23 protein-coding genes and 1 tRNA gene are annotated in these 23,954 nt (G+C 69.6%); 12 read left to right on the top strand and 12 right to left on the bottom strand.

Going from position 1 to position 23,954, the window contains the following annotated elements; genetic code table 11:
* Positions 1–66: 66 nt before the first annotated feature.
* Positions 67–318, bottom strand: a complete 252-nt coding sequence (locus Q1A98_RS07000) for a mycoredoxin (protein ID WP_299571320.1) — start codon at positions 316–318, stop codon at positions 67–69.
* 66 nt (positions 319–384) lie between these two features.
* On the opposite strand from Q1A98_RS07000, the gene Q1A98_RS06995 reads away from it, so the two are divergent.
* The 3 genes from Q1A98_RS06995 to Q1A98_RS06985 all read left to right on the top strand — a co-directional run bounded on the left by Q1A98_RS06995 (position 385) and on the right by Q1A98_RS06985 (position 3,255).
* The gene (locus Q1A98_RS06995) at positions 385–2,463 is read left to right on the top strand and encodes an ATP-dependent DNA helicase UvrD2 (RefSeq protein WP_299571318.1); all 2,079 of its coding nucleotides are present in this window, start codon (positions 385–387) and stop codon (positions 2,461–2,463) included.
* Positions 2,464–2,588: 125 nt separating this feature from the next.
* Positions 2,589–2,780: a hypothetical protein gene (locus Q1A98_RS06990; protein ID WP_299571316.1), complete on the top strand. Its 192-nt coding sequence runs from the start codon at positions 2,589–2,591 to the stop codon at positions 2,778–2,780.
* 169 nt (positions 2,781–2,949) lie between these two features.
* A complete protein-coding gene (locus Q1A98_RS06985; protein ID WP_299571314.1) occupies positions 2,950–3,255 on the top strand; it encodes a WhiB family transcriptional regulator in 306 nt (101 codons plus the stop codon).
* A gap of 25 nt (positions 3,256–3,280) precedes the next feature.
* Here the strand turns inward: Q1A98_RS06985 and Q1A98_RS06980 are convergent, their stop codons facing one another.
* The 3 genes from Q1A98_RS06980 to Q1A98_RS06970 all read right to left on the bottom strand — a co-directional run bounded on the left by Q1A98_RS06980 (position 3,281) and on the right by Q1A98_RS06970 (position 7,025).
* Positions 3,281–4,597, bottom strand: a complete 1,317-nt coding sequence (locus tag Q1A98_RS06980) for an AarF/UbiB family protein (protein ID WP_299571312.1) — start codon at positions 4,595–4,597, stop codon at positions 3,281–3,283.
* Between the two features lie 35 nt (positions 4,598–4,632).
* Positions 4,633–5,517 carry a hypothetical protein gene (locus Q1A98_RS06975; RefSeq protein ID WP_299571309.1) on the bottom strand — a complete coding sequence of 295 codons (885 nt, stop codon included), beginning with the start codon at positions 5,515–5,517 and terminating at the stop codon, positions 4,633–4,635.
* Positions 5,518–5,591: 74 nt separating this feature from the next.
* Positions 5,592–7,025 (bottom strand): zinc-dependent metalloprotease, encoded by a 1,434-nt coding sequence (locus Q1A98_RS06970; protein WP_299571306.1) that lies wholly within the window; start codon positions 7,023–7,025, stop codon positions 5,592–5,594.
* A 180-nt stretch (positions 7,026–7,205) separates the two neighbouring features.
* On the opposite strand from Q1A98_RS06970, the gene Q1A98_RS06965 reads away from it, so the two are divergent.
* Positions 7,206–8,219: a PDZ domain-containing protein gene (locus Q1A98_RS06965; protein WP_299571854.1), complete on the top strand. Its 1,014-nt coding sequence runs from the start codon at positions 7,206–7,208 to the stop codon at positions 8,217–8,219.
* Positions 8,220–8,229: 10 nt separating this feature from the next.
* Here the strand turns inward: Q1A98_RS06965 and Q1A98_RS06960 are convergent, their stop codons facing one another.
* The gene (locus Q1A98_RS06960) at positions 8,230–8,829 is read right to left on the bottom strand and encodes a PPA1309 family protein (protein ID WP_299571303.1); all 600 of its coding nucleotides are present in this window, start codon (positions 8,827–8,829) and stop codon (positions 8,230–8,232) included.
* Positions 8,830–8,956: 127 nt separating this feature from the next.
* On the opposite strand from Q1A98_RS06960, the gene Q1A98_RS06955 reads away from it, so the two are divergent.
* The 3 genes from Q1A98_RS06955 to Q1A98_RS06945 all read left to right on the top strand — a co-directional run bounded on the left by Q1A98_RS06955 (position 8,957) and on the right by Q1A98_RS06945 (position 13,167).
* Entirely contained in the window at positions 8,957–11,986 is a 3,030-nt protein-coding gene (locus Q1A98_RS06955; RefSeq protein WP_299571300.1) for a UPF0182 family protein, read from the top strand.
* Between the two features lie 61 nt (positions 11,987–12,047).
* A tRNA-Met gene (locus tag Q1A98_RS06950) sits at positions 12,048–12,124 on the top strand.
* A gap of 98 nt (positions 12,125–12,222) precedes the next feature.
* Positions 12,223–13,167: a DMT family transporter gene (locus Q1A98_RS06945; RefSeq protein ID WP_299571297.1), complete on the top strand. Its 945-nt coding sequence runs from the start codon at positions 12,223–12,225 to the stop codon at positions 13,165–13,167.
* Here Q1A98_RS06945 and Q1A98_RS06940 read toward each other — a convergent pair.
* Positions 13,136–13,540: a VOC family protein gene (locus Q1A98_RS06940; RefSeq protein ID WP_299571294.1), complete on the bottom strand. Its 405-nt coding sequence runs from the start codon at positions 13,538–13,540 to the stop codon at positions 13,136–13,138. The genes Q1A98_RS06945 and Q1A98_RS06940 overlap by 32 nt on opposite strands.
* 70 nt (positions 13,541–13,610) lie before the next feature.
* On the opposite strand from Q1A98_RS06940, the gene Q1A98_RS06935 reads away from it, so the two are divergent.
* Genes Q1A98_RS06935 through Q1A98_RS06925 form a run of 3 tightly spaced genes read left to right on the top strand, consistent with a single transcriptional unit; the run spans position 13,611 to position 15,691 of the window.
* Positions 13,611–14,231, top strand: coding sequence for an AIM24 family protein (locus tag Q1A98_RS06935; RefSeq protein WP_299571291.1), 621 nt, complete (start codon positions 13,611–13,613; stop codon positions 14,229–14,231).
* 9 nt (positions 14,232–14,240) lie between these two features.
* A complete protein-coding gene (locus Q1A98_RS06930; RefSeq protein ID WP_299571288.1) occupies positions 14,241–14,933 on the top strand; it encodes an AIM24 family protein in 693 nt (230 codons plus the stop codon).
* Positions 14,930–15,691 carry an AIM24 family protein gene (locus Q1A98_RS06925; RefSeq protein WP_299571285.1) on the top strand — a complete coding sequence of 254 codons (762 nt, stop codon included), beginning with the start codon at positions 14,930–14,932 and terminating at the stop codon, positions 15,689–15,691. Before Q1A98_RS06930 ends, Q1A98_RS06925 begins: the two co-directional genes overlap by 4 nt.
* Positions 15,692–15,808: 117 nt before the next feature.
* Here Q1A98_RS06925 and Q1A98_RS06920 read toward each other — a convergent pair whose 3' ends face one another.
* The 6 genes from Q1A98_RS06920 to Q1A98_RS06895 all read right to left on the bottom strand — a co-directional run bounded on the left by Q1A98_RS06920 (position 15,809) and on the right by Q1A98_RS06895 (position 21,542).
* Positions 15,809–16,312 carry an O-acetyl-ADP-ribose deacetylase gene (locus Q1A98_RS06920; protein ID WP_299571282.1) on the bottom strand — a complete coding sequence of 168 codons (504 nt, stop codon included), beginning with the start codon at positions 16,310–16,312 and terminating at the stop codon, positions 15,809–15,811.
* Between the two features lie 19 nt (positions 16,313–16,331).
* Positions 16,332–16,943 carry a Type 1 glutamine amidotransferase-like domain-containing protein gene (locus tag Q1A98_RS06915; RefSeq protein ID WP_299571279.1) on the bottom strand — a complete coding sequence of 204 codons (612 nt, stop codon included), beginning with the start codon at positions 16,941–16,943 and terminating at the stop codon, positions 16,332–16,334.
* 3 nt (positions 16,944–16,946) lie between these two features.
* Entirely contained in the window at positions 16,947–17,822 is an 876-nt protein-coding gene (locus tag Q1A98_RS06910) for a universal stress protein (RefSeq protein ID WP_299571276.1), read from the bottom strand.
* Positions 17,819–19,246, bottom strand: coding sequence for an amino acid permease (locus Q1A98_RS06905; RefSeq protein WP_299571273.1), 1,428 nt, complete (start codon positions 19,244–19,246; stop codon positions 17,819–17,821). Before Q1A98_RS06905 ends, Q1A98_RS06910 begins: the two co-directional genes overlap by 4 nt.
* 52 nt (positions 19,247–19,298) lie before the next feature.
* A complete protein-coding gene (locus Q1A98_RS06900; RefSeq protein ID WP_299571271.1) occupies positions 19,299–20,840 on the bottom strand; it encodes a cellulase family glycosylhydrolase in 1,542 nt (513 codons plus the stop codon).
* A gap of 96 nt (positions 20,841–20,936) precedes the next feature.
* A complete protein-coding gene (locus Q1A98_RS06895; RefSeq protein WP_299571270.1) occupies positions 20,937–21,542 on the bottom strand; it encodes a TetR/AcrR family transcriptional regulator in 606 nt (201 codons plus the stop codon).
* 39 nt (positions 21,543–21,581) lie between these two features.
* Here Q1A98_RS06895 and Q1A98_RS06890 point away from each other — a divergent pair, with 39 nt between their 5' ends.
* Both Q1A98_RS06890 and Q1A98_RS06885 read left to right on the top strand, forming a co-directional pair.
* Entirely contained in the window at positions 21,582–22,715 is a 1,134-nt protein-coding gene (locus tag Q1A98_RS06890; RefSeq protein WP_299571267.1) for a phosphotransferase family protein, read from the top strand.
* Complete coding sequence (locus Q1A98_RS06885; RefSeq protein WP_299571264.1) at positions 22,712–23,809, top strand: hypothetical protein; 1,098 nt, start codon at positions 22,712–22,714, stop codon at positions 23,807–23,809. Before Q1A98_RS06890 ends, Q1A98_RS06885 begins: the two co-directional genes overlap by 4 nt.
* Positions 23,810–23,954: the final 145 nt, after the last annotated feature.

Raw genomic sequence — 23,954 nt, 5'->3', positions numbered from 1 at the left:
GGAAAGATCGCTACAGACGTAGCAGTTCGTGTCGTCAGGCGACACGAACTGCCACGGATGTGGCGGTCAGCTCGCGAGCTTGGCGAGGACGTCCTTCACGGACGGGTTGGTGGCGGTGGTGCCGTCGGCGTACTTCACCGTCGGGACGACGTGGTTGCCGTTGTTGACGCTGCCGACGAACTCGGCGGCCGACGGCTCGCGCTCGATGTCGATCTCGGTCCACTCGACGCCCTCGCTGCGCAGACCGGTCTTCAGCCGCGCGCAGAAGCCGCACCAGGATGTGGTGTACATGGTCAGGGCGGGGTTCTCGCTGCTCATGAACACCAGAACGTACCGACACCCGCCGGAGATTCCGCTGTCGGTGGGTCCGGGGATACTGGAGCCATGCGCTCGCTCGACGGTCTCGACCCGGAACAGCAGGCCGCCGTCCTCGCGCCGCGCGGACCGGTCTGCGTGCTCGCCGGCGCCGGCACGGGCAAGACCCGCACCATCACGCGTCGGATCGCGCACCTGGTCGGGGAGGGCCACGTCCGGGGCGACCAGGTCCTCGCCGTGACCTTCACCGCCCGCGCGGCGGGAGAGATGCGGGGTCGCCTGCGATCCCTGGGCCTCTCCGGCTCCGGCAACGCGGTGCAGGCGCAGACCTTCCACGCCGCGGCGATGCGGCAGCTGCGGTACTTCTGGCCGCAGGCGGTCGGGTCCAGCCGCTGGGAACTGCTCGACAACAAGTTCCCCGTCGTCTCCCGCGCCGCACGCCGCGCCGGACTCGACACCTCGACCGAGACCCTGCGCGATCTGTCGTCGGAGATCGAGTGGGCCAAGGCCTCGCTCATCGGCGTCGACGACTACGTCGCCGAGGTCGGCAAGCGTCGTCGGGAGACACCGTTCGCGGCGGAGAAGGTTGCCGCGGTCTACGCCGGATACGAGGCCGCAAAGGTCTCACCGGACGGTGACCAACTGCTCGACTTCGACGACCTGCTGCTCGTCACCGCCGGGATCCTCGCCGACAACGCCGCGCTCGCCGAGGTGTTCCGCGATCGCTACCGCTGCTTCGTCGTCGACGAGTACCAGGACGTCACCCCCGCCCAGCAGAGCCTGCTCGACGCCTGGCTGGGCAACCGCGACGACCTCACCGTCGTCGGCGACGCGAACCAGACCATCTACACGTTCACCGGCGCCAGTCCCCGGTACCTCCTCGACTTCACCCGCCGCTTCCCCGAGGCGCACCTCGTCCGCCTCGAACGCGACTACCGCTCGACCCCGCAGGTGGTCAGCCTGGCCAACCGCGCGATCGGCGCCGCGCGGGGTCGCGTCGCGGGCACCCGCCTCGCCCTCGTCGGACAGCGACCGCCCGGGCCGGAACCGGAGTTCGCCGAGTACGACGACGAACCCGCCGAGGCCGCGGCCGTCGCGAAACGAATCACAACCCTCCTCGCGCAGGGAGTCCCGGCGTCGGAGATCGCGATCCTGTACCGCGTCAACGCGCAGGCGCAGGCCCATGAGGACGCGCTCACCGCGGCGGGTATCGCCTACCAGGTGCGCGGCGGTGAGGCGTTCTTCCAGCGCGCCGAGATCCGCCAGGCCATGCGCGCCCTGCAATCCGCGGCCAACCGGGACGACCTCCCCACCGACGCCGACCTGCCCACCCTGGTCCGCGCGGTGCTGGTCCCGCTCGGCCTCACCGACGAGGAGCCGGCGGGTACCCAGGCCAAGCAGCGCTGGGAATCACTGCGAGCGCTGGTGACCCTGACCGAGGACCTCGTGGCCGATGTCCCGGACCTCGCCCTCCCGGGTCTCGTCGACGAACTCGCCGCACGCGCTCAGGCACGGCATCCACCGACGGTGCAGGGCGTCACGCTGTCGTCGCTGCACGCCGCCAAGGGGCTGGAATGGGATGCGGTGTTCCTCGCCGGCGTCACCGACGGCTCGCTGCCGATCAACCAGGCCATCAACGGGTCCGACGAGGACGTCGAGGAGGAACGCCGCCTCTTCTACGTCGGGATCACCCGTGCACGTGAAGTGCTGCACATCTCGTGGGCGTTGTCCCGCGCGGAGGGTGGCCGCAAGACCCGACGACGGTCTCGCTTCCTCGTCGGTCTCGTCCCCGACGACTCGCCCGCCTCGCGGATCGCCGAGCCGACGAAGCCCGGCAAGCGCCCACGCTGTCGGGTCTGCGGCAAACAGCTGATGGGCAAGACACCGTCGCTGCTGGGTCGATGCGAGGACTGCCCGTCCGACATCGACGAAGACCTGTTCGTCGCGCTGAAGGAATGGCGACGCGCACAGGCCGCCGAGCAGAAGGTGCCGGCGTTCGTCGTGTTCTCCGACAACACCCTGATCGCCATCGCCGAGCAGAAGCCGTCCGACGTCGCCGGCCTCGTCGCCATCCCGGGGATCGGCGCCAAGAAACTCGACCAATACGGCGAGATGGTGCTGGGGCTCGTCGCCGACACCGTTCGCTGACCCATGTGTCGACAAAGTCGCAGGTCAAAAAATGGTTGTGCGGATCGCGAAGCATCTCGTAGTGTTCTGGTCGTCGGTACGGGATCTCCGTGCGACGCCTCGATGAGCGGAAGGGAGTGAGTCGGATGAACAACGAATTCGTCAACGGCTTCGCTGCCTCCGTGTCCGCGCCCGCCGGCGCGAGCCGCTGGCTGGTCGAGCGTCCGCGTACCGCCGCCGCGATGGGCTTCGCCGCCCTCGCCCCGCTGGCAGCCGCGCATCACGCCGCCGCAGCCCAGGCAACCGCCATCCGCCCCGCGATCCCCGTGCACACCTAGATCCTCGGCTCAGCGCAGCAGCGCTGACGACATCCAGGCCACGGCGATCGCAGCAGCGAGACCCGTGGCCTTCTTCGTTCCCGGTCCCGATCGGACCACTGGAGAAGCGCCTTCCGGGTCACCAGCCACACATGACCCCGATCCCGCCCATCCCAGTGGAGGAGCCGACATGACCGCCCCGGCAGTCGACACCCGACCGACCGACACCGACCTCACACCCGAGACCGCGGCCGCCGCTCTCCGTCTGCCCTGCCGTGTCTCCGACCCGGACCTGTGGTTCGCCGAGAGCCCGGCCGACCTCGAGCGGGCGAAGGCGCTCTGCAGCGAGTGCCCGCTGCGGCAGGCGTGCCTCGCGGCGGCGCTGGAGCGCGCCGAGCCGTGGGGCGTGTGGGGTGGCGAGATCCTCGATCAGGGGACCGTCATCGCCCGTAAGCGCCCGCGGGGGCGTCCGCGCAAGACCGCGGTCGCCGCGTGAGCCCCGGTGCCGGGGCTGTGGTCACCTACGACCGCAGCCCCGGCACCCACTTCTCCATGATCCGACGGTAGGGCGCCTCGGCGTCGAGTTGCGCTGCGATGCCGACACATCCACCGAGCACCCGGAACACCATCACGTACTCGGTCGGCACGTTCAGGTGCCGCGACGTCTTGTACACGTCGCCCCTGAGGTCGGTCGCCTTGCCGGCCGCTCGCTGCAACCACTTCCGGGTGAAGTGGAACGACTCCGACAGCAGCGGGTCCACGTACGGCTTGAGGTAGTTCTCGATGTCGACCGCGGTGACGCGGTCTTTGTTCGCCCCGGTGATGAAGCCGGCCTCGACCATCGCGTCGACGAGTTCGTCGTACTTCTGATCGCGGGCGAGCGCGAGGATCGGCCCGGTCTCGGCGGGCAGGCCGTTCGGGTAGAGCCCGACGGCGCCGTAGTCGAGGACGATGAGTCGTCCGTCGGCGTGGATGCGGAAGTTGCCCGGATGTGGGTCGCCGTGCAGCAGCCCGACACGCGCGGGGGAGCTGATCTCGAACTCGGCGAGCTTGGCCGCCGCGGTGTTCCGCTCCTCGGCGGTCCCCGACGAGATCACCTGCGACAGCGGGGTCCCGTCCACCCATTCGCTGACGACGACCTTCGGTGCGCTCGCGACGATCTTGGGCACCAACACCTCGGGGTCACCGTCGAACTCGGCGGCGAAAGCGCGCTGGTTGGCGGCCTCGGCCTGGTAGTCCAGTTCGTCCTCGGTACGGGCGATGAGCTCGTCGACAAGGGCGCGCACGTCGGTGCCGGGCGTCATCCGCTGGATGATCGACGACATCCGCGAGAGGGTCTTGAGGTCGGCGCGCAGCGCGTGGTCGGCGCCGGGGTACTGGATCTTGACGGCGACCTCGCGCCCGTCGGCCCAGGTGCCGCGGTGGACCTGGCCGATGCTGGCCGACGCGGCGGGTTCGTCGGAGAACTCGGTGAACCGCGTGCGCCATGCCGTGCCGAGTTGGGCGTCGAGAACCTGGTGGACCTTCTTCGCGGGCAGCGGCGGCGCCTCCGCCTGCAGCTTCACGAGTGCCTCGCGGAACGGCTCCCCGTACTCGTCGGGGATGGCGGCCTCCATGACCGACAGCGCCTGGCCGACCTTCATGGCCCCGCCCTTGAGTTCGCCGAGCGTGGTGAACACCTGTTCGGCGGCCTTCTCCATCAGCTCCGCGTTGATCTCGTCGCGGTCCTTGCCGGCGAGACGCTTGCCGAACCCGGCGGCTGCACGCCCTGCCATGCCCAGCGGGAGTGCGGCGAGTTTGGCGTTGCGGCGACCCCGTCCCTCGGTGATGTCGGCCATCTGCGGTGCACCTCCTGCGTCCACACCACGATAGTTCACCGACGAAAACAGCAACCGCAGAGCGGGTGTGGCGTCCATCGCCGCATCTCCAGGCGCGCAGGTCGGCTGCGGTACTCGAGGGTGTGACCGACGCTGGCCGGCAGCGGGACGCTGCGATCGGTCGGGTCGTCGGCGAACCGCGCGAGCCCTTCGGCGACGTGGTCGATCTGGTCGAGGGCGAGGCCGGCGGTCGCGACCGCCGTCGCGACGCTCGCGTGACCGACGGCACCGATCATCTGGCCGCTCACGACGGGCCACTGCGGGTCGCGGTCGGACCGGTGACAGTCGGCGCACCGCAGGCAGCTGGTGCGTCCGGGCAATACGAGAGGGCCGACGACGCCGACGCCGCCGCGCAGACACACCTGCAGATGCGGGATGCGGCGGGTCATGAGGCCGGACACCACCGACGGATCGTGGACGAGGGCGTCACAGAGAACCACGAGATGGTCGGTCCACGACGAGAGCGGGACGTCGTCGGGGTGCTGGGGGCGCGGTCGCTGGGTCGACGTCTCGACGGCCATACCGCCGTCGCGCAGCAGACCGGCCAGCCGCGTCGACAGCGGGCCGCGCCCGTGGACCCGCACCCGGAAGTCGCCGGGTGACGCGACCGTGTCGATGACGCCGGCCGTGGTCATCCGTCGCAGCAACATGCTGAGATCGTCTGCGGCGAGACCGATCTCGCGCGCGGCGCGTCGGACCTCGGTGGGGGTGCGCGGCGTCGTCAGCGACCGGAGGAACGCCACGAACGATCGCGGCGACAGGTGGCCGGGGAGCTCCACGATGAGCCCGGCCTCGGCGTCGCCGCCGATCTGGACGGCGCGGTCACCGCGGTGCACCACCGGGGTGTCGGGGCGCAGGGTGGGCGACTCGGTGCGGGACATGCCGCACACCGTCGCATCCTGCGCCGACCACGAGCCGCCGTCGACGGGAGTTGTCCACAGGCGCGGCCGGTGTGTCAGACCGCGGCGGGACCACCCTTGCCGTCGGTCGTGCCCTCGTCGTCGCCGGGTTCGTCGGTCGCGGCGTCGTCCGCTGCCTCGTCGTCCTTGGCCGATGCCTCCTGGGCCATCTGCTTCTCGAGTTCGGCGATCGGGTCGTCCGTGCCGCCGCCGATCACGCGGTCGATGAAGCCGGCGGGGGAGTCGACGTCGTCACCGTCGGGCATGAGGTCGGGGTGGGCCCACACGCCGTCACGGGTCGCGATGTCGGATGCCTCGAGCAGCTTGTCCCACAGCGCGGCGGCCTCGCGGACCTTGCGGGGGCGCAGTTCGAGTCCGACGAGCGTGGCGAAGGTCTGCTCGGCGGGGCCACCGGTCGCGCGACGACGGCGCATCGTCTCGGCCAGGGCGCCCGCGCTGGGAATCCGGTCGGCCAGGGCGTGGTCGACGACGCGCTCCACCCAGCCCTCGATGAGGGCGAGCAGTGTCTCGAGCCGAGCCAGGGCGGCCTCCTGCTCGGGCGAGGTCGTCGGCTCGAAGGACGTCCCCGCCGACATGAGCTCCTCGATCTTGCCCGGGTTCGACAGCAACTCGGTCGGGTCGATCGACTGCGCCGCCTCCTGGATGCCGGAGAAGTCCATCGTGATGCCGCGGGCGTACTCCTCGACCGTCGACAGCAGGCGCTGCCGCAGCCACGGGACGTGCGCGAACAGTCGGACGTGCGCGGCCTCGCGGGCGGCGAGGAACACGATGATCTCCTGCGCGGGCTGCTCGAGTCCGTCGGCGAACTTCGCGATCGCCTCGGGCAGTAGGACAGCGGTCCCGGTGGGCGCGAGGGGCAGACCGACGTCGGTCGACGTCAGCACGTCCTTCGCGAGATGACCGAGACCCTGGCCCAATTGGGTGCCGAACGCCATGCCGCCCATCTGGGTGACCATGCCGAGCATCGGGCCGGCGAACTGGCGGGCCTCCTCGGGCAGGCCGGTCGCGAACATCCCGGAGATCTGCGACGCGATCGGGTCACACAGCGTCTTCCACGTCGGCATCGTCTCCTCGAGCCACTGCACGGGGGTCCACGCTGTCGTCTGCGTCACACCGGCCGGGAGGGTGGTGACGCCGTCGAGCCACACCTCGGCCAGCCGCACCGCATCGGTGACCGCGGCGCGCTGGCCGTCGTCGAGGGGACTGAAGTCACCGATCTGCTGCCGGGCGAGTGAGGTGGCGACCTGGTAGTTCACGGGACCGCCGCCGCCCGCGCCGCCGCCCTGCCCCATCCCGCTGAGCATCGAGCCGAGTTGGGACAGCATCTGCCCCAACTGGTTCGGGTCGAAGCCGCCCATGCCGAACGGATCGCCGCCGGACGGGTTCGACGAGGAACCGTCGCCCTTGCGTTCGCGGTCGTCGTCACCGTCGCCGCGGCCCGAGCTGAATCCGAATGGCAGGTCGTTCATGGCCCCCACGGTACCGGCGCGACCACCCACATCGTCCGTGCTCAGGGCCCACGCGCGTGGGTTTCGCTCTCAGCGCAGTCCGGCCGGGTGGTTCGTCCGCCGCGTCGGACGACCCCCGCAGGTCACACAGGTCGTCCCTCTACTGTGGTGCGCGTGAGAGTCGTCCCGGCCAACCGGCGGATGGTGACACTGGCGGTCACCCTGGTGCTGCTGGTGCTCCTCGTGCTGGTCGGATCGTTCGTCCGCGTGCCCTACGTGAGCCTCGGTCCGGGGCCGACGGTGAACACCCTCGGAACGGTCGAGGGCAAGCCCGTCGTCGCGATCGACGGTGCCCCCGTCCGCCCCACCGACGGCAACCTCAACCTCACGACGGTCTCCGTCACCGACGGGCTGACGCTGTTCCAGGCGCTGGGCATGTGGTTCTCCGGCCGCGACGCACTGCAACCGCGCGAGGAGATCTTCCCGCCGGACCAGTCCGCCGACGAGGTCCGGCAGCAGGACCAACAGCAGATGGGGGGCTCGGAGGACTCGGCCACCATCGCCGCGCTCCGGTACCTGAAGCGCCCGGTCGCGCTCTCGGTCGTCGTCGACCCGAAAGGCCCCGCCGCCGGGAAGCTGACGTCCGGTGATCGGGTCGTCTCGGTGAACGGACGGTCGGTGTCGACCCCGGAGCAGCTGCGGCAGGCCGTGTCGTCGTCGAAGCCGGGGGCCACGGTGACGTTCGGCGTCGCCGGGACGACCGGCGCCACGCGTGCGGTGCCCGTCGTGCTCGGCGCCCGTCCCGACGACAAGTCGAAGGGCTACCTCGGGGTCAGCCCGGAGTACGTCAACGCCGACCCGTCGCTGCGCATCGATTTCACCGTCGGCGACATCGGGGGGCCGTCGGCGGGGCTGATGCTGACCCTCGCGGTCATCGACAAGCTCGGCACCACCGACCTCACCGGCGGCCGCTTCATCGCCGGTACCGGCACCATCTCCGACGACGGGGACGTGGGGGAGATCGGCGGCATCACGCACAAGACGCTCGCCGCCCGCGAGGCCGGCGCCACCGACTTCCTGGTCCCCGAGGGCAACTGCGCCGAGGCGCGCTCCGACGTCCCCTCCGGCCTGCGCCTGGTCAAGGTCGACACGTTGTCCGACGCGGTGACCGCGCTCGGCGACATCCGTGCTGGTCGCGACGTGCCCCGATGCTAGGGGTCGAGCGTCACCAGTCCTCGGGGTCGTTCTCCAGCGTGGCGGCGACCGCGGCGACGAGGTTGGGCGCCAGCTCCGGGTGCGACAGCAACTCGATCGGTGCGTCCTCCTCGCCCAGCGGCGGCTTCAGCTGCAACAGACACAGCGTCCGGCCGTCGCGCATGGCGGCGGCGATGAGGCGCGCGTCGGTGGCCTCCGGGTGCTCGCGGGCGGTCTGGCGTGCGGCCTCGTCGGCGGCGTCGGGGTCGGCGAGCAGCGGACCGAACGCCTCGTCCAGGTCGGACTCGGCGTCCGGGGGCAGCACGATGATCTCCTGGACCAGCGCGCATCCGGCCACGGCCGCGGGCCAGCTGGTGGTCCCGAGCACGTGCTCGATCTCCGACATCCCCGAATCCGGCGCGACGGGCAGCGACTCCTGCTCGATGAGCGTCAGCTCGGACTCGTCCAGCGTGTCGGCGAGGTCCGGTTGGGCCTGGGCGACCACCGCGGTCGGCACGAGCGCGAACAGCACCGGGGGCTGTCCCCAGCCGCCGGCGTCGACGAATTCCGCGACCTCCCGCACGGCGATGCCGAGCGCGTCGGGGGACAGGGGTACGTCGGGACTCGTCACGGGGTCATCCTGTCATCATCGGCGGTCGGTCTCGTGGGGACCGGACCGCCACCGAGCCGTCAGTAAAGTAATGGCAAAGACGCGAGCTCACAGCCCGCGTCGTCATATCGCAGTGGGAGCGTGACAAGTGGGCGTACGGGGTCCGGCAGGGATGCCGACACTGTCCAAACGGAGCAAGATCCTCATCGGCGTCGCGGTCGCGATCCTGGTGATCCTGCTGGTGGGGCCGCGGTTCGTCGGGTTGTACACCGACCTGTTGTGGTTCGACGATCTCGGGTACCGCAGCGTCTTCTCGACGATCATCTGGACGCGCGTGGTGCTCTTCCTGGTCACCGCGATCATCGCGGGCGGCATCGTGTTCGCGGGTCTGGCACTGGCGTACCGGTCGCGACCGGTTTTCGTGCCGACGTCGGGTCCCGGTGACCCGATCGCGCGCTATCGCGCCGTGGTGATGAGCCGGATCCGGTGGTTCGCGATCCTGCCGTCGGCGCTCGTCGGTCTGCTGTCGGGGCTGGTGGCGCAGGGGTCGTGGGCGACGGTGCAGGTGTTCCTGCACAGCGAGTCGTTCGGGGTGAAGGACCCGCAGTTCGGGCTGGACAACTCGTTCTACGCGTTCGATCTACCGTTCTACCGGTTCGTCCTGAACTTCCTCTTCGTCATCCTCGTCATCACGTTCCTGGCGAGCCTGGTGACGCACTACATCTTCGGCGGCATCCACCTCGCCGGGCGCAACGGTGCGCTGACGCGTGCGGCGCGGATCCAGCTCGCCGTGATCGCCGGACTCTTCCTGCTGCTCAAGGCCGTCGCCTACTGGTTCGACCGGTACTCGTTGCTGTCGAGCACGCGCAAGCAGGAGATCTTCACCGGCGCGAGCTACACCGACATCAACGCGGTGCTCCCGTCGAAGCTGATCCTGTTGGCGATCGCCGTGATCTGTGCGGCCGCCTTCTTCGCGGGCATCGTGCTGCGTGATCTGCGTGTGCCCGCACTCGCCACAGCGCTGATGCTGTTGTCGGCGTTGGTGATCGGTGTCGGCTGGCCCGCGGTGATGGAGCAGTTCTCGGTCAAGCCCAACGCGGCGCAGAAGGAGTCCGAGTACATCCAGCGCAACATCGACGCGACGCGTGCGGCCTACCAGATCGGCGACGACCGCGTCACCTACCAGGAGAACTGGACCGGGGGACAGGTCAACCAGCAGAACGTCGACAACGACGCGGCGACCATCTCCAACATCCGTCTCCTCGACCCGAACATCGTCTCGCCGGCATTCACCCAGCTGCAGCAGCAGCAGAACTTCTACGGCTTCCCTTCGCAGTTGGCGATCGACCGCTACCGCGTCGACAACCAGCTGCGTGACTACGTGGTCGCGGTGCGCGAGCTCGACCCGAGCCGGTTCGCGGCGAACCAGCAGAACTGGATCAACAAGCACACGGTCTACACGCACGGCAACGGGTTCATCGCCGCGCCGGCTAACCGCGTGAACGAGCCCGCGTCGTCGGGCACGGACGTGAACAGCGGCGGCCAGCCCGATTTCGACGTCAGCGACATCCAGAGCATCAACACGCCGGGCTACCAGCAGACCGCGCCGATCAAGGTGAAGCAGCCGCGGATCTACTTCGGCGAGTTGATCTCCAAGGTCAACCCCGACTACGCGATCGTCGGGTCGTCGAACGGTCAGCAGACCGAGTACGACACCCCGAACAGCCGGTACACCTACTCCGGTGGCTCCGGTGTCTCGCTGGGCAACGTCTTCAACCGCCTGGCCTACTCGATCAAGTACACCGAGCGGAACATCCTGCTGTCCGGGGCGATCAACTCGAACTCGAAGATCATCTACAACCGTGATCCCCGCGACCGGGTGAAGAAGGCCGCGCCGTGGCTCACCGTCGACTCCAAGACGTACCCGGCCGTCATGAGCGACGGATCCATCCAGTGGATCGTCGACGGGTACACCACCCTCGACGCCTACCCGTACGCGCAGAAGACGTCCCTGCAGGACGCGACCACCGACGCGCAGGAGCTGACCCAGGGCCAGACGGGTCGGACGCAGGTGAACCGTCAGGTCGCGTATGTCCGCAACTCGGTGAAGGCCACCGTCGACGCCTACACGGGCAAGGTGACGCTGTACCAGTTCGACGACAAGGACCCCGTCCTCAAGACGTGGATGAAGGTGTTCCCGGGAACGGTGAAGTCGCGCGCGGAGTTCGACGCGAACACCAGCCTCAAGGAGCACGTCCGCTACCCGGAGGACCTGTTCAAGATCCAGCGCTCCCTCCTGGCGAAGTACCACGTCTCCGATCCCGGCACGTTCTTCCAGGGCAACTCGTTCTGGTCGATCCCGGCCGACCCGACGGACTCGAACGCCCTCGACCAGGGTCTCGATCAGCCGCCGTACTACTTCGTCGCGTCGAACCCGCGGCGTGAGAGCGATGCCACCTTCCAGTTGACCAGCGTGATGAACACGCTGAACCGGGATTTCCTGGCGTCGTACCTGACGGTGTCGTCGGATCCGGACAACTACGGGCAGATGACGATTCGCGAGGTTCCCCAGAACCCGACCCGTGAGGGACCGCGTCTGGCGTTCTCGGCGATGTCGACGTTCGGTCAGGTCAACGCCGACCTGAAGAACCTCGAGAACACGGCGTCGACGCGCTTCGGCAACCTGCTGACGTTGCCGGTGGGCCAGAACGGTCTGCTCAACGTCGTCCCGCTGTACGCGCAGGCGAAGAACTCCGACGCGACGTTCCCGCGCCTGTTCCGCGTGATCGTGCGGTACCGCAGTTCGGATGCGGACCCGCCGAGCATCGGCTACGCGCCGACGATCGCGCAGGCGTTGCAGCAGGCGGGCATCAGTCCGGCCGCGGCAGCCGAGCCGGACAACACCCCCAGCGGTGACACGTCCGGCGGGACCACCGGTCAGCAGCAGCAACCGACCCAGCAGGGTTCGGTCCCGACGACAGCACCGTCGTCGCCGACGACGTCCGCGCCGAGCACCTCGGCCGCCGCGCCTGCGAACCGGGATGCCGCTGTCGCGGAGCTGAACTCGGCGCTCGATGCGCTGCAGCAGGCGCAGAGCTCGGGCAACTTCACGGCCTACGGCCAGGCGCTCGATCGCCTGAACGCGGCCGTGCGGCAATACGAGTCGCTGCCGAACTAACTGCAGGTCAGCGGGCGATTTGCAGTGCGCCACCCCGCGTGTGTAACGTTGTGTTCACCAACGCGGGGTGGAGCAGCTCGGTAGCTCGCTGGGCTCATAACCCAGAGGTCGCAGGTTCAAATCCTGTCCCCGCTACCAGATGTCGAAGGCCCCCGGAATCCGCTCCGGGGGCCTTCGTCGTGTGCGGCCACAGCGCCGACCGCACGGCCGTCGGACCCCCGATCTAGCGTGAGCGCATGACGCCGGCCCCAGTCACATCCGTGTCGCCGGCGACGACCGACTCGTCCCGCGCTCGGTTGTACGGGTCGGTGATGGTCGGCGCGGCCTGCCTCTCGGTCTCGGCGGTGCTCGTGAAGCTGGCAGGTGTCGACGCACCGACGACCGCGTTCCTGCGGTGTGCGCTCGCCGTCGTGGCGATGTCGCCGTTCGTCGTGTGGGAACGGCGTCGACACGGTCCGCTGTCGACGCACGCGGGACTGTGGTCGGTGGCGGCCGGTGTCGCCCTCGGCATGGACTACGCGGCCTGGACGGCGTCCATCTACGACGTCGGCGCGGGCATCAGCACCGTGCTGATCAACGTGCAGGTGATCGTCCTGCCCGCGCTGGCCCTCATCGTCGACCGAGAGGCAATCCCGCGGCGCTTCCTCGCCGCCACACCTCTGTTGCTGGGCGGGGTGGTCCTGGTGGGAGGGATCGGCTCCCACCACGCCGTCGGTGACAACCCGGTTCGGGGGACCGTGCTCGGCCTTCTCGCCGGGATCGGTTACGGCAGCTACCTCTACCTCACCCGCCGCGGGAGCCGGGGCAAGCACACGATGCTGCTGCAGCCCCTGTTCGTCTCGACGACGGTCGCGGCGGTGACCGCGGCCGCGGTGTCACCGGCGACGGGCAGTCTGTCGCTCACACACATCTCGCCGCAGGCGTGGTTCTACCTGGTCCTGCTCGCCGTCCTCGGGCAGGTGGTCGCCTGGTTGTTCATCCACCACGCGAGCGTCCGACTCCCGCCGACCACCACGGCGGGGCTCCTGCTGACCCAGCCCGTTCTCGCCCTCGTCCTGAGCGCGGCGGTTCTCGACGAGTTCCCCAGCGCCCTGCAGTGGTGCGGAGCCGCCGTCGTGCTGATCGGTGTCGCGATCGCGAACCGAGTCGTCAGGACGACGCCACGCCCAGCTGCCAACTGATCCCGAAGCGGTCCTGCACCCACCCGAACGGCCCGAAGCCGTAGTCGCTCAACGGCATGAACTCCTGACCACCCTCGCCCAGGGCGGTGAAGACCCGGCGCTGGTCGTCGGCGGAGTCGCAGTCGACCCAGAGGGACACACCCGGGGTGAAGTCCCACGCGTGCGCGATCGCCGAGTCGCTGCACCGGATCCGCAGCCCGGCGATCTCGAACTCGGCGAGGAACACGGTGTCCTCGCCGCCGGGTTCGTCGGCCGTACGTCGTCGGTCGGAGATCACGCGGCCGCCGAAGATCTCGACGTAGGCGGCCATCGCCGCAGCGGCCCCACGGTCCGGCGGGGCGGGCTGGAAGGTGAGGAACGGCAGTGCTCGCATCCGGTCATCGTAGGGTCTACATTCTTCTCGAATCCGGCGTTCGTCGACGCCGAACGAGAAGGGCGCAGCGATGCGGTTGGTGCAGCGATCCAAGCGGGTTCTCGAGGCGCACCTCGACAATTCGGCAGTGCGTGCCCTGTCCGGTTCCATGGTGGCCTATGAGGGCCAGATCTCGTTCAAGTCAGCGGGTTTCGGTGGCGGAGAGGGCGTTCTCGCCGGGTTCAAGCAGCGCGCGACCGGTGAGGGACTGTCGCTGATGGAGTGCGCGGGCGCCGGCGTCGTCTACTTCGCGCACGACGCCGCGGAGGTCACCGTCGTCGACCTCGCCGGCGACACCCTGCAGGTCGAGTCCGAACAATTGCTGATCCTCGCCGGCGATCTCTCGACCAACGTCACGTTCGCCGGGGTCCGTGGCATGAGTACCGGCCAAGGGTTGTTCACGACGACCGTCACCGGCCACGGACAGGTCGGGCTCCTCTCGCGCGGTGGGCCACTCATCCATCTCGAGGTGAGCCCGCAGTACCCGCTCGTCGTCGACCCCGACGCGTTCGTGTGTGCCCGTGGTGCGCTGTCGCAATCGTTCGTCACCGACGTCTCGTGGCGCAGCGCGATCGGACAGGGTGGCGGCGAGGCGTTCTCACTGCGCTGGGACGGCACCGGCGTCGTGTCCATCCAGCCGGCCGAGCGATAGGGGAGCGACGTGTTCACCGTCGTCAACGGCAAGGTGGTCTCGGTCGACCTCGCGCGGTCGGGGCCGGTGATCGCCCGGCGCGGGGCGATGCTCTTTTACGCCGGCGCCGTGAACTTCGCGCCGCATCAGATCCCCGGTGCCGGCGGCGGGATGGGCGCGGTGGGCGGCATGGCCGGTCGCATGATCGCGGGCGAGCACGAGGCCACGATGATCGCCCAGGGCACCGGCACCGTCCACTACGGGTTCCGCGGCATCGAGACCCACGTCGCGGACGTCGGGGCACTCGGCGGTCAGGTGCGGGTCGAGGCGTCGCGGCTGCTGGCATACACGGTCGGCCTGCAGGCTTCGGTGGTGTCCGTGGCCGCATCGGGCGGTGGGGGCGGAGGCGGTGGTCTGTTCGGTTCCCTGCGCTCGGCAGCCGCCGGCGCGGTGACGGGGCAGGGCATGTTCACCACCCAGCTGTCGGGACAGGGATCGGCGGTGCTGCTCGGTCACGGGGGAGTGTTCGACCTCCCCATCACCCCGGACAAGCCGGTGATCGTCGACCCGCAGGCGTACGTCGGGGCGGCGGGCCAGGTGTCGACCACGTTGAAGTCGGCGGTCAGCTGGCGCAACGTCGGGCGCACCGGGGGCGAGGCGCTCCAGCTCGAATGCACCGGCCAGGGAACGGTGTTCGTGCAGGCATCGGAGGAGAAGCTGTGAGCGACCTCACCACCGTCTGGACCCCGCACACGCTCCCGGTCGACGACAACGTCCCCGGCAACAACTACGCGTTCTCCATCGACCTCACCCAGCCGTGGTTCCTGTCGAAGGGCGCGATGATCGCCTACTACGGGCAGATGTCGTTCCGCTCGCTGCAACACGGCCTCGAACAGCACCTGCTGCACATGGTGGCGCAACGCTTCTCGGCTCCGCTGTACCTCGGTGACTTCGTCATCGCCGAGGGGCAGGGAAAGCTCGTCATCGGCGACCGCGGTTACGACATCAATGCCTACGACCTCGACGACGGCAACCTCACGATCCGCGCGGCGAATCTGCTGGCGCTGCAACCCCAACTCTCGCTGAAGCAGTCCATCGTGCCCGGGTTCCTCACGCTGCTGGGGACGGGCAAGTTCCTCGCCTCGTCGAACGGGCCGGTGATGTTCGCCGAGCCGCCGCTGCGCGTCGACCCCGAGGCGCTGGTCGGCTGGGCCGACTGCCCGTCACCGAGCCACCATTACGACGAGTCCTGGGTCACCGACCTCATCTCGGCCGCCGGTCGGCGGTTCGGGGTGCACTCCGGCGAGGAGCGCCAGTTCGACTTCACCGGTACCGGAACGGTTCTGGTGCAGTCGAGCGAGAAGGTGCGCGACGACTCGTCGGTCGTCCGCTCGATCCAGGGCCAGCTCCCGGGACTGTCGGTGCCGGGCCTGCAGCAGATCAACCAGCAGATCTCGCAGCAACTGCAGCAGCACCAGTAGCTCGGGTTTCGCCACCGCGAGCATCGTTCGCCTGCGGAATCGGCTGGGCGAACCAAGGGTGCAGTGGCGAATCGTCCAGATCGCGGGCGAGATCGCACCTCGCGGGGGAATCCAGTCTCAGCGGGCGTCGAGAGCGGCCTGCATCTGCCTCGCCGTCGCGGCGTCGAACGCGACGAGGACAGCGCGTTGCACTCGTGTCGGCGTCGCCGTGATCGTGTCGACAGCCGCGTCGATCGCGTCGTCCTTGGGCCACCCGTAGACCCCGGCGCTGATGAGCGGGAACGCGATGGTGGCGACGCCGAGTTCGTCGGCGACGTCCAGCGAGCGGCGATAGCACGATGTAAGCAGCGATCGATCACGCTGACCGGCAGCGTGATTCGGGCCGACGGTGTGGATCACCCACTGCGCCGGCATGTCCCCGGCGGTCGTCCAACCCGCGTCGCCGGTGGCCAGGCCGTTCGGGAACCGCGCGATGCAGTCCTGCAACACCGCCGGGCCGCCCGCGCGGTGGATCGCCCCGTCGACGCCACCGCCGCCCCGCATGCGGGTGTTGGCGGCGTTCACAACGGCGTCCACCTCGAGAGTCGTGATGTCGCCGGTGACCACCTCGATGTCCGTCATGCAGGCGATTCTGCGCGCGTCACAGCCGGGTGACCACTCCGTCGACGACGGTCAGGGCGTCCCGGTCGCCGATGCGGTGGTGCGCGATCCCTTCCCGGGTCAGCCGGTCGCTGAGAGCTGCGCACCGCAGCGCCTCGTCGTAAGCGCCGTCGACGTGCGGTACCACGGGCCGGTCGAGGAGACCGAGGCCGGTGGACACCGGCGAGATGCCCGCCGCGGAGGGGTCGTCGACCTCGGCGACGTAGCGCAGGTCGGGGGAGAGGACGGCGGCGCCGGCGCTGTACCCAGCCCACATCAGGGCCCCGGCGCGTACCCGGTCGACGACCACGGCGTCCGCGCCGGCGGCGGCGAACGCTGCACGCAGGACGAAGGTGTTGCCGCCACGCACCCACAGGGCGTCGAGATCGTCGAGGCGGTGAACGGCGTCGGGATCGCGGACGTCGAGGTGCGCGGGACGCAGGCCCAGCCGGGCCATCTCGTCGGACTCGACCTCGACGGCGAGATCGCGGTCGCTTGCGGGGCGGTCGTCGACCGCGTTGACCACCACCCCGATCTTCGCGCCCTCGCCGACGGTGCGCACCAGCGCATCCGGGTGATCACCGAATCCCAACGACGAGAGGAAGAGTCGCACGGCTCAGCCCGGGAGGACGACGACGGGCACGGGGCTGGACCGCACGATCTTGGCGGCACGCGACCCCAGGAACACCCGTCGGATCTGACCGCGCGGTGACGTGCCGATGACGAGGGGCTCGGTGGGTGCCAGGTCGGCGGCGGCGAGCGCGTCGCGCCACGAGTCGCCGGTCGCCACCCTGGTCTCGACGGTCGACGGGATGGTGCCGTCGCGGCGCAGCGCGTCGAGCGCTGCGTGCGACTGCTCGGTCAGGGCCGCGAGGACCGCATCCTCGGCGTGCAACCCCACCTCCGGCGGGTACATGGTGCGGCCGCGCACCGCGAAGGTGATGACACGTAGCGCGACGCCGAGCCGGGATGCGAGTGACACCGCCGCGCGCACCGCCGCCAGCGAGTCCGGCGTACCCGCGTAGGCGCAGGTGATCCGTGGGAATCCGGTTCCGCGACCGGCGTATCCGCGGGGGCTGAGCGCCATGGCCACCGACGACGAGTGGAGCAGGCGATCACCTGTCGAGCCGAGCGAGACCTCACCGTCGGGACCGTCGGCGGATCCGAGGACCAGGGTGTGGGCGTCGGTCTCGGCCACGGCCTGCAGCAGTCCGCCGGACACGGACTTGTGATGCACTGCGCGGTAGGAGACCTCCACCGGCGCGGGCAGCCGGGACAGGATGTCCGCGGCGTCGCGGGCCGCGCGCTGGGCGAGTTCGCGGGACCACTGGTCGAATTCGGCGTCCACCCGCGCCATCGACGGCGTCGTCCACGGCGTCGGGATCACGGTGGTCACCACCAGGGGCTGGCGGAGTCGCGACGCGAGCGCCGCGGCCAGTGTGAGGGCGTCCGCGGCACCACGATCCGGGTGGACGCCGACGACCACCGTCACGGCGTTGCCTTCTCCCCGCCCAGCAGGCTGTGATGCCGACCCCACACCAGGTAGAAGCCGATGACGACTCCCACCCACAGCGCGAACCACAGCCACGTGTACCAGTGCAGGCCGGACAGGACGTAGATGCAGGCGGCGATCGAGAGCACCGGGGTGACGGGATACCCGGGGACCTTGAACCCGCGCGGGAGGTCGGGCCTGGTGCGCCGCAGGATGATCACGCCCAGCGACACGACGATGAACGCGGTGAGGGTGCCGATGGAGACCATGTCCGCGAGCTTGTCGAGCGGGATGAAGGCGGCGAGGAGTCCCACCACCACCGCCACGACGAGGGTGTTGTTGACCGGGGTCTGGGTCCGCGGGCTCACGCGGGCGAACCACCGGGGCAGCATGCCGTCGCGGGCCATCGCGAACAGGATGCGGGTCTGCCCGTACATCGTGACGAGGGTGACCGAGAAGATCGAGATGACCGCTCCGGCAGCGAGGATCGTCGCCGGCCAGAGGTTGCCCGTCACCTTCTGCAGGATCGTCGACAGGCCCGCCTCGGTCTGCGAGGCGAAGTCCTGCCACGGCTGCGCGCCGATGGCCGACGCCGCGACGAGGACGTAGGCGGTGATCACCACGAGCAGCGCCGCGATGAGAGCACGCGGCATCGCGCGTTGCGGGTCCTTCACCTCGTCGCCGGCGGTGGAGATCGCGTCGAGTCCGATGAACGAGAAGAAGATGGTGCCCGCCGCGACGCTGATGCCGTGCACGCCGAACGGCAGGAAGTCCGAGAAGTTGTCGGAGTCGAACGCGGTGAACGCGATCGCCACGAACATGCCCAGCACGGCGATCTTGATGATGACCATGATCGCGTTGGCCCGGGCGGACTCGCTGGCACCCCGGATCAACAGCAGCGCACACATGGCCACCAGCACCACCGCCGGCAGGTTGAGGACACCGGGGTTCGGGTCGAACGGGCCGGCGATGATGGCGTCGGGCAGGCGGACGTGCAGGACGTTGGCCAGCAGTTCGTTCAGATATCCCGACCAGCCGACCGAGACCGCCGCCGTCGACACGCCGTACTCCAGCAGCAGGCATGCCGCGACGCCCATCGCGACGAGCTCGCCGAGCGTGGCGTAGGCATAGGAGTACGTCGATCCCGACACGGGCACGGTCGACGCCATCTCCGCGTAGCAGAGAGCAGCGAGGCCCGCCGCGATGCCGGCGACGACGAACGACAGGATCACCGCGGGTCCCGCGTCGGGGACAGCCTGGGCCATGACGAAGAAGATGCCGGTGCCGATGGTGGACCCGACGCCGAACATCGTCAGCTGGAACGTGCTGATGCTGCGCGTCAGCCGCGCACCGCCCTCGCCGGAGTCGACCGGCCCGGTCACGGGTTTGCGGCGTAGCGCCTGACTGCCGAGCGACGTCGTCATGGCAGGACTCTAGATGTCCGGACCCGATCGCGGGCGGCGTACGACGTCGCGATCAGGGGGCCGGGGTGGTGGCCGTGGTCTGCTCGGACGTGGTCTGCGTCGCGGTGGTCGGGTCCGCCGTGGTCGCCGACGGGGTGGTCGGCGTCGCGGACGTCGACGCCGGTACGGTCGCCGCGGCTGCCGTCGCCGCCTCGGGTGTCGTCGTGTCCGCGGCGGCTGTGGCGTCGGCCGGTGCCGTGGTCGTCGCCGCGGGCGTGACCGAGGTGGTCGCGGTGGGTGACGCCGTGGCGTCGGCGGTGGTCGTCGGTGCCGCGGTCGTGTCGCCCGCTGCGGTGGGTGAGCCTGCCGTGGTCGGTGCCGCCGTGGTCGGTTCGGTCGTGGTCGTCGCGGCGGCGGTCGAGTCGGTACCCGTCGTCGGCGGGGTGCTGCTGGCCGAGGACACCAGCGCGACCTTCCGTGCCGCGGTCGACGACGACGTCGGGTGGGTCGCGATGAACTGCGCGATCACCGACGCCGCGGGCTTGGCCGTGCCGTCGTCGCGGTAGACCCCGAAGGTGTTCTCGGGATCGGTCGTGTCCGCCGAGTTCCGGTCGTCGAGGGTGTAGAGGAACGCCGGCCCGGCGTAGGGGAGTGTGCTCCAGGTGTTCAGGAAGTCGCCGATGAACGACGCCTGGTTCTGATCACCCACTGTGCCGGTGGGCAATCCGTACTCCGACGCCCAGATCTCCTTGCTCGCATCGCCATTCGCGGACATGAGGTCGCGGATGCGGGTGAGCTGGCTGAGCGGCGACTCCGTGCTCACGCTCGGACCCTGCGAGAACATCAGGGTGTTCTGATACGGGTGGAACGAGAGCGCGTCGAAGGAACCCGCCGCGCCGGCGGCGTACATCTGCTGGACGTAGTCGACCGGGTTCTCGGTGTACGTCCCCCAGGTGAGCGTCGATCCCAGCACTCCGCCGATCACCTCGGCGTTCGGGTCACCGGCTTTGATCGCGGGGTAGGCGGCCTTGAGGAGCGCGGTGTAACCCGCAGCGTCCGGTGCGGGCGAGTACGCGACGTAGTAGTTCGGTTCATTCCAGACCTCGTACGCACCGATCTTCCCGGCGTACCGCGACGAGAGTGTTCGGAGGAACGCGGCGTAGGCGTTCGGGTCGGATGGGGGCGCGTAGACGGTGGTGTTCGCACCGCGCGTCCAGGTCGGCGAGGTGCTGACCACGGCGAGCACACCCATGCCGCGGGCGTCGGCGGCGTTCACCATCGCGTCGACGCTGCTCCAGTCGTAGTAGCCGTCGGCGGGTTCCACGCCGGCCCACGGCACACCGATCCGGATGTTCTGGACGCCGAGCGCCTGCATGCGATCGAGGGCTTGGTTCACCGACGCCGGGTCGTTGCCGTCCCAGTAGAGATCGGTGTCAGAGATCCCCACCGTGTCCGGTGAATCGACGATCGCGGCGACCGGCATCACCGACATCTGGCCGCTCGGAGGGGCCAGTGCGACCACTCCCACGACTCCGGCGATGCTCGCCAAAACTGTTGCGGCGGTGACGATCCGGGTGGCCAGCGGCCACCGAGTGCGAGTTCGTGCCTGGTGCACGATGTTCTCCGTTCCACCCCCCGAGGGTGTACCCGGTACTCGCGTTCGCTCCACGAGAGCGTTTCATTTTACACAGATAATTCACTGAAGTGAATGTCAGCGAGATATGCCCGATCCCAGGAGATCTGCCGTGCGACGCAGCCAGTCGTCGTCGAGACGCGCGTACGGGTCGATCAGGAGGGCGACGATGACGGCCCCGCCGATCACCTGCGACACCGTCATCGGGTCGGCGGCCGTCGTGATCGATCCGCGCCGGCGGGCGTCGGCGAGATGGGCGTCGAGCACGGCGAACGTCGGCGCGAAGCGCTCCAGGACGCGACCTGCGAGCGCCGGGTCCGTGCGCAGATCCACGATGATCCCGGGCAGCGCGGCGCGCATCGCGGGCTCGGTGAACCGGTCGCGCGTCCAGCGCAGCATCTGCTCGACCGCCGTCCGCGGATCGGCGTCGAGGGCGGCGATCCCCTCCACCCCGCTGGGGAGCACCGCCTCGTGCAGGAGCTCCGTCTTCGACGCCCAGCGCCGGTAGAGCGCGGTCTTCGTCGTGCCGGCACGACGGGCGACGGCGTTCATCGTGACGGCCCCGTAGCCCTCCTCGACGAGGAGGTCGCGGGTGGCCTGCAGGACGGCGTCGTCGATCGCCGCGTCCCGGGGGCGGCCGCGTGTCCCGTTCCGGCCCGCGGGGAGGGGTGACTGTGCTGTCATAACGCTACCCACGGTAGCGGAATACGAGAGCAGGTGCGCATGACCGACAACCCCACCCCGCCCGACATCACCTCGCTGCAGCACTCGAGCCGCGACCTCGAGGCACTGCCTGCGGTGGTCGCCGACTGGCTGGCGGATCGCGAACCCGACCGCGGTGGCGCTCCGACGGTGGTCCTCTCCGACGCGATCGAGAAGAACGGTCAGTCGTCGGAGACCGTGGCGATGACCGCGGCATGGCCGGGAGCGGCCGACCCCGAGCGGCTGGTGATGCGGCTCGCGCCGACGGCGCAGGACGTCCCGGTGTTCACCGAGTACCGCCTCGACCACCAGTACGAGGCGATGCGTCTGGTGCGTGACCTGACCGACGTCCCGGTGCCGGTGGTCCGCGGGATCGAGCCGACCGGATCGGTGCTGGGAGTGCCCTTCCTGGTGATGGAGCACATCGACGGCGTCATCCCGCCCGACGTGCTGCCGTACACGTTCGGCGACAACTGGTTCGCCGACGCGCCCGCAGAGCGTCGTGCGGACGCGCAGCGCGCGACGGTGCGCACCATCGCGGCCCTGCACTCGATCCCCGACGCCGCGTCGGTGTTCGGCTTCCTCGACCGCCGCACGCCTGGGAAGACGCCCCTGCACCGACAGCTGTCCTGGCTCGACGAGTGGTACGGCTTCGCGCGCGACGAGGTCGGTCCGTCGGCTCGCGCCGACCGCGCCCTCGCGTGGCTCCACGACAACGTCCCCGGCGGCGCGGCGGCCGCCGAGCCCGTCCTCTGCTGGGGTGACGCACGCATCGGCAATGTCATCTACCGCGACTTCAGCCCGGTGGGCGTCCTCGACTGGGAGATGGCCGCTCTCGGGCCCCGCGAGTTCGACCTCGCGTGGATCGTGTTCGCGCACCGCGTGTTCCAGTCGATCACCGAATCGATGGGTCTGCCCGGACTGCCCGACACGTTGCGCGAGGCCGACGTCGTCGCCACCTACGAGGACGCGACGGGTGTGCAGGTCGGTGATCTGCGGTGGTTCCACGTGTGGTGCGCGGTCGCGTGGTCGGCCATCCTCATGCGCGTCACCGCCCGTCGTATCCGCTTCGGCGAGTTGCCGGCCGGCGCCGACGTCGAGGAGAACCTCCTGCACAACCCGCTCATCGACGAACTGCTCGGAGACGCATCGTGATCGGACCGCTCGACGAGTACCCCGTCCACCAGGCGCCCCTGCCGATCGCACTGCCCGCGACCACCGACCGCAACTTCTACGACCGGTGCTACTTCAATGCCCACGACTCGTCCGGGGACATCTTCGTGGTGATGGGGTTGGGGTACTACCCGGTGCTCGGGGTGACCGACGCCTTCGTCCTGGTGCACCGCGGCGACGAACAGACCGCGGTCCACGTGTCGGATGCGTTCGGCCACAACCGCCTCCGGCAGGGTGTGGGTCCCTTCGCCCTCGACGTCGTGGAACCACTGCGGTCGGTGCACGTCTCGCTGGGGCTCACCGAGGGCATCGCGCTCGACGCCACGTTCACCGGGTCGTTCGACGTCGTCGAGGAACAGCGGCATGTCCTGCGTGCAGGGAGCCGCACCACTCTCGACGCGCAGCGCTTCGCACAGGTGGGCACCTGGACCGGTGGGCTCGAGATCGACGGTGACCGCATCGAGTTCGACCCGTCGTCGTGGGTGGGGACACGCGACCGCTCGTGGGGGATCCGTCCGATCGGCGAGGCGGAACCGGCCGGGCGGCCGGCGGATCCGCCGTTCGAGGGGATGTGGTGGATGTACCTGCCGCTCGCCTTCGACGACTTCGGTGTGGTGATGGTGATCCAGGAGGAGCCCGACGGCTCCCGGACACTCGACGACGCCGTGCGCATCTGGCCCGACGGTCGTCGAGAACAGTTGCGGAGTCCGGACGTCGTGATCACCTACCGCGACGGTGCGCGGATCCCGGAGTCGGCGGTCGTGACGACGCGGTCGGGAGCGGGCGAGATCCGCATCGACGTCACCTCCCTGCTGCCCACCGCGCTGCACATCGGAGGCGGCTACGGTGGCGACCCGGACTGGACCCACGGTCTCTGGTGCGGCGAGGGTTTCGTCGAGCGCCGGACCTACGATCTCGCCGATCCCGCCGTGGCCGGACGGATCCCGTTCGGCGTCTCCGATCACGTCCCGGCAGTGACGTGGACCGAGAACGGCGCCACCCGGCGCGGTGTGGGCATGTTCGAACACGCCTGTCTCGGACGTCACGACCCGTCGGGGTTCTCCGACTGGTTCTGAACGAAGGCCGCGGCGACGGAGTCGACGAGTCCCGTCACCGCGGCCCCCGTCGGTGACATCGAGTCGCGCGGCGGTCGTGACGGCGTCGTCGCGTGGTGTCCAGCCCGTCGCCGGTGACGTCGGAATTGACACGTGTTCTCGTTTT

The organism is uncultured Williamsia sp. (assembly GCF_947494875.1).
Classification (GTDB): domain Bacteria; phylum Actinomycetota; class Actinomycetes; order Mycobacteriales; family Mycobacteriaceae; genus Williamsia_A.
This window is presented reverse-complemented; position numbering and strand designations above follow the sequence as displayed.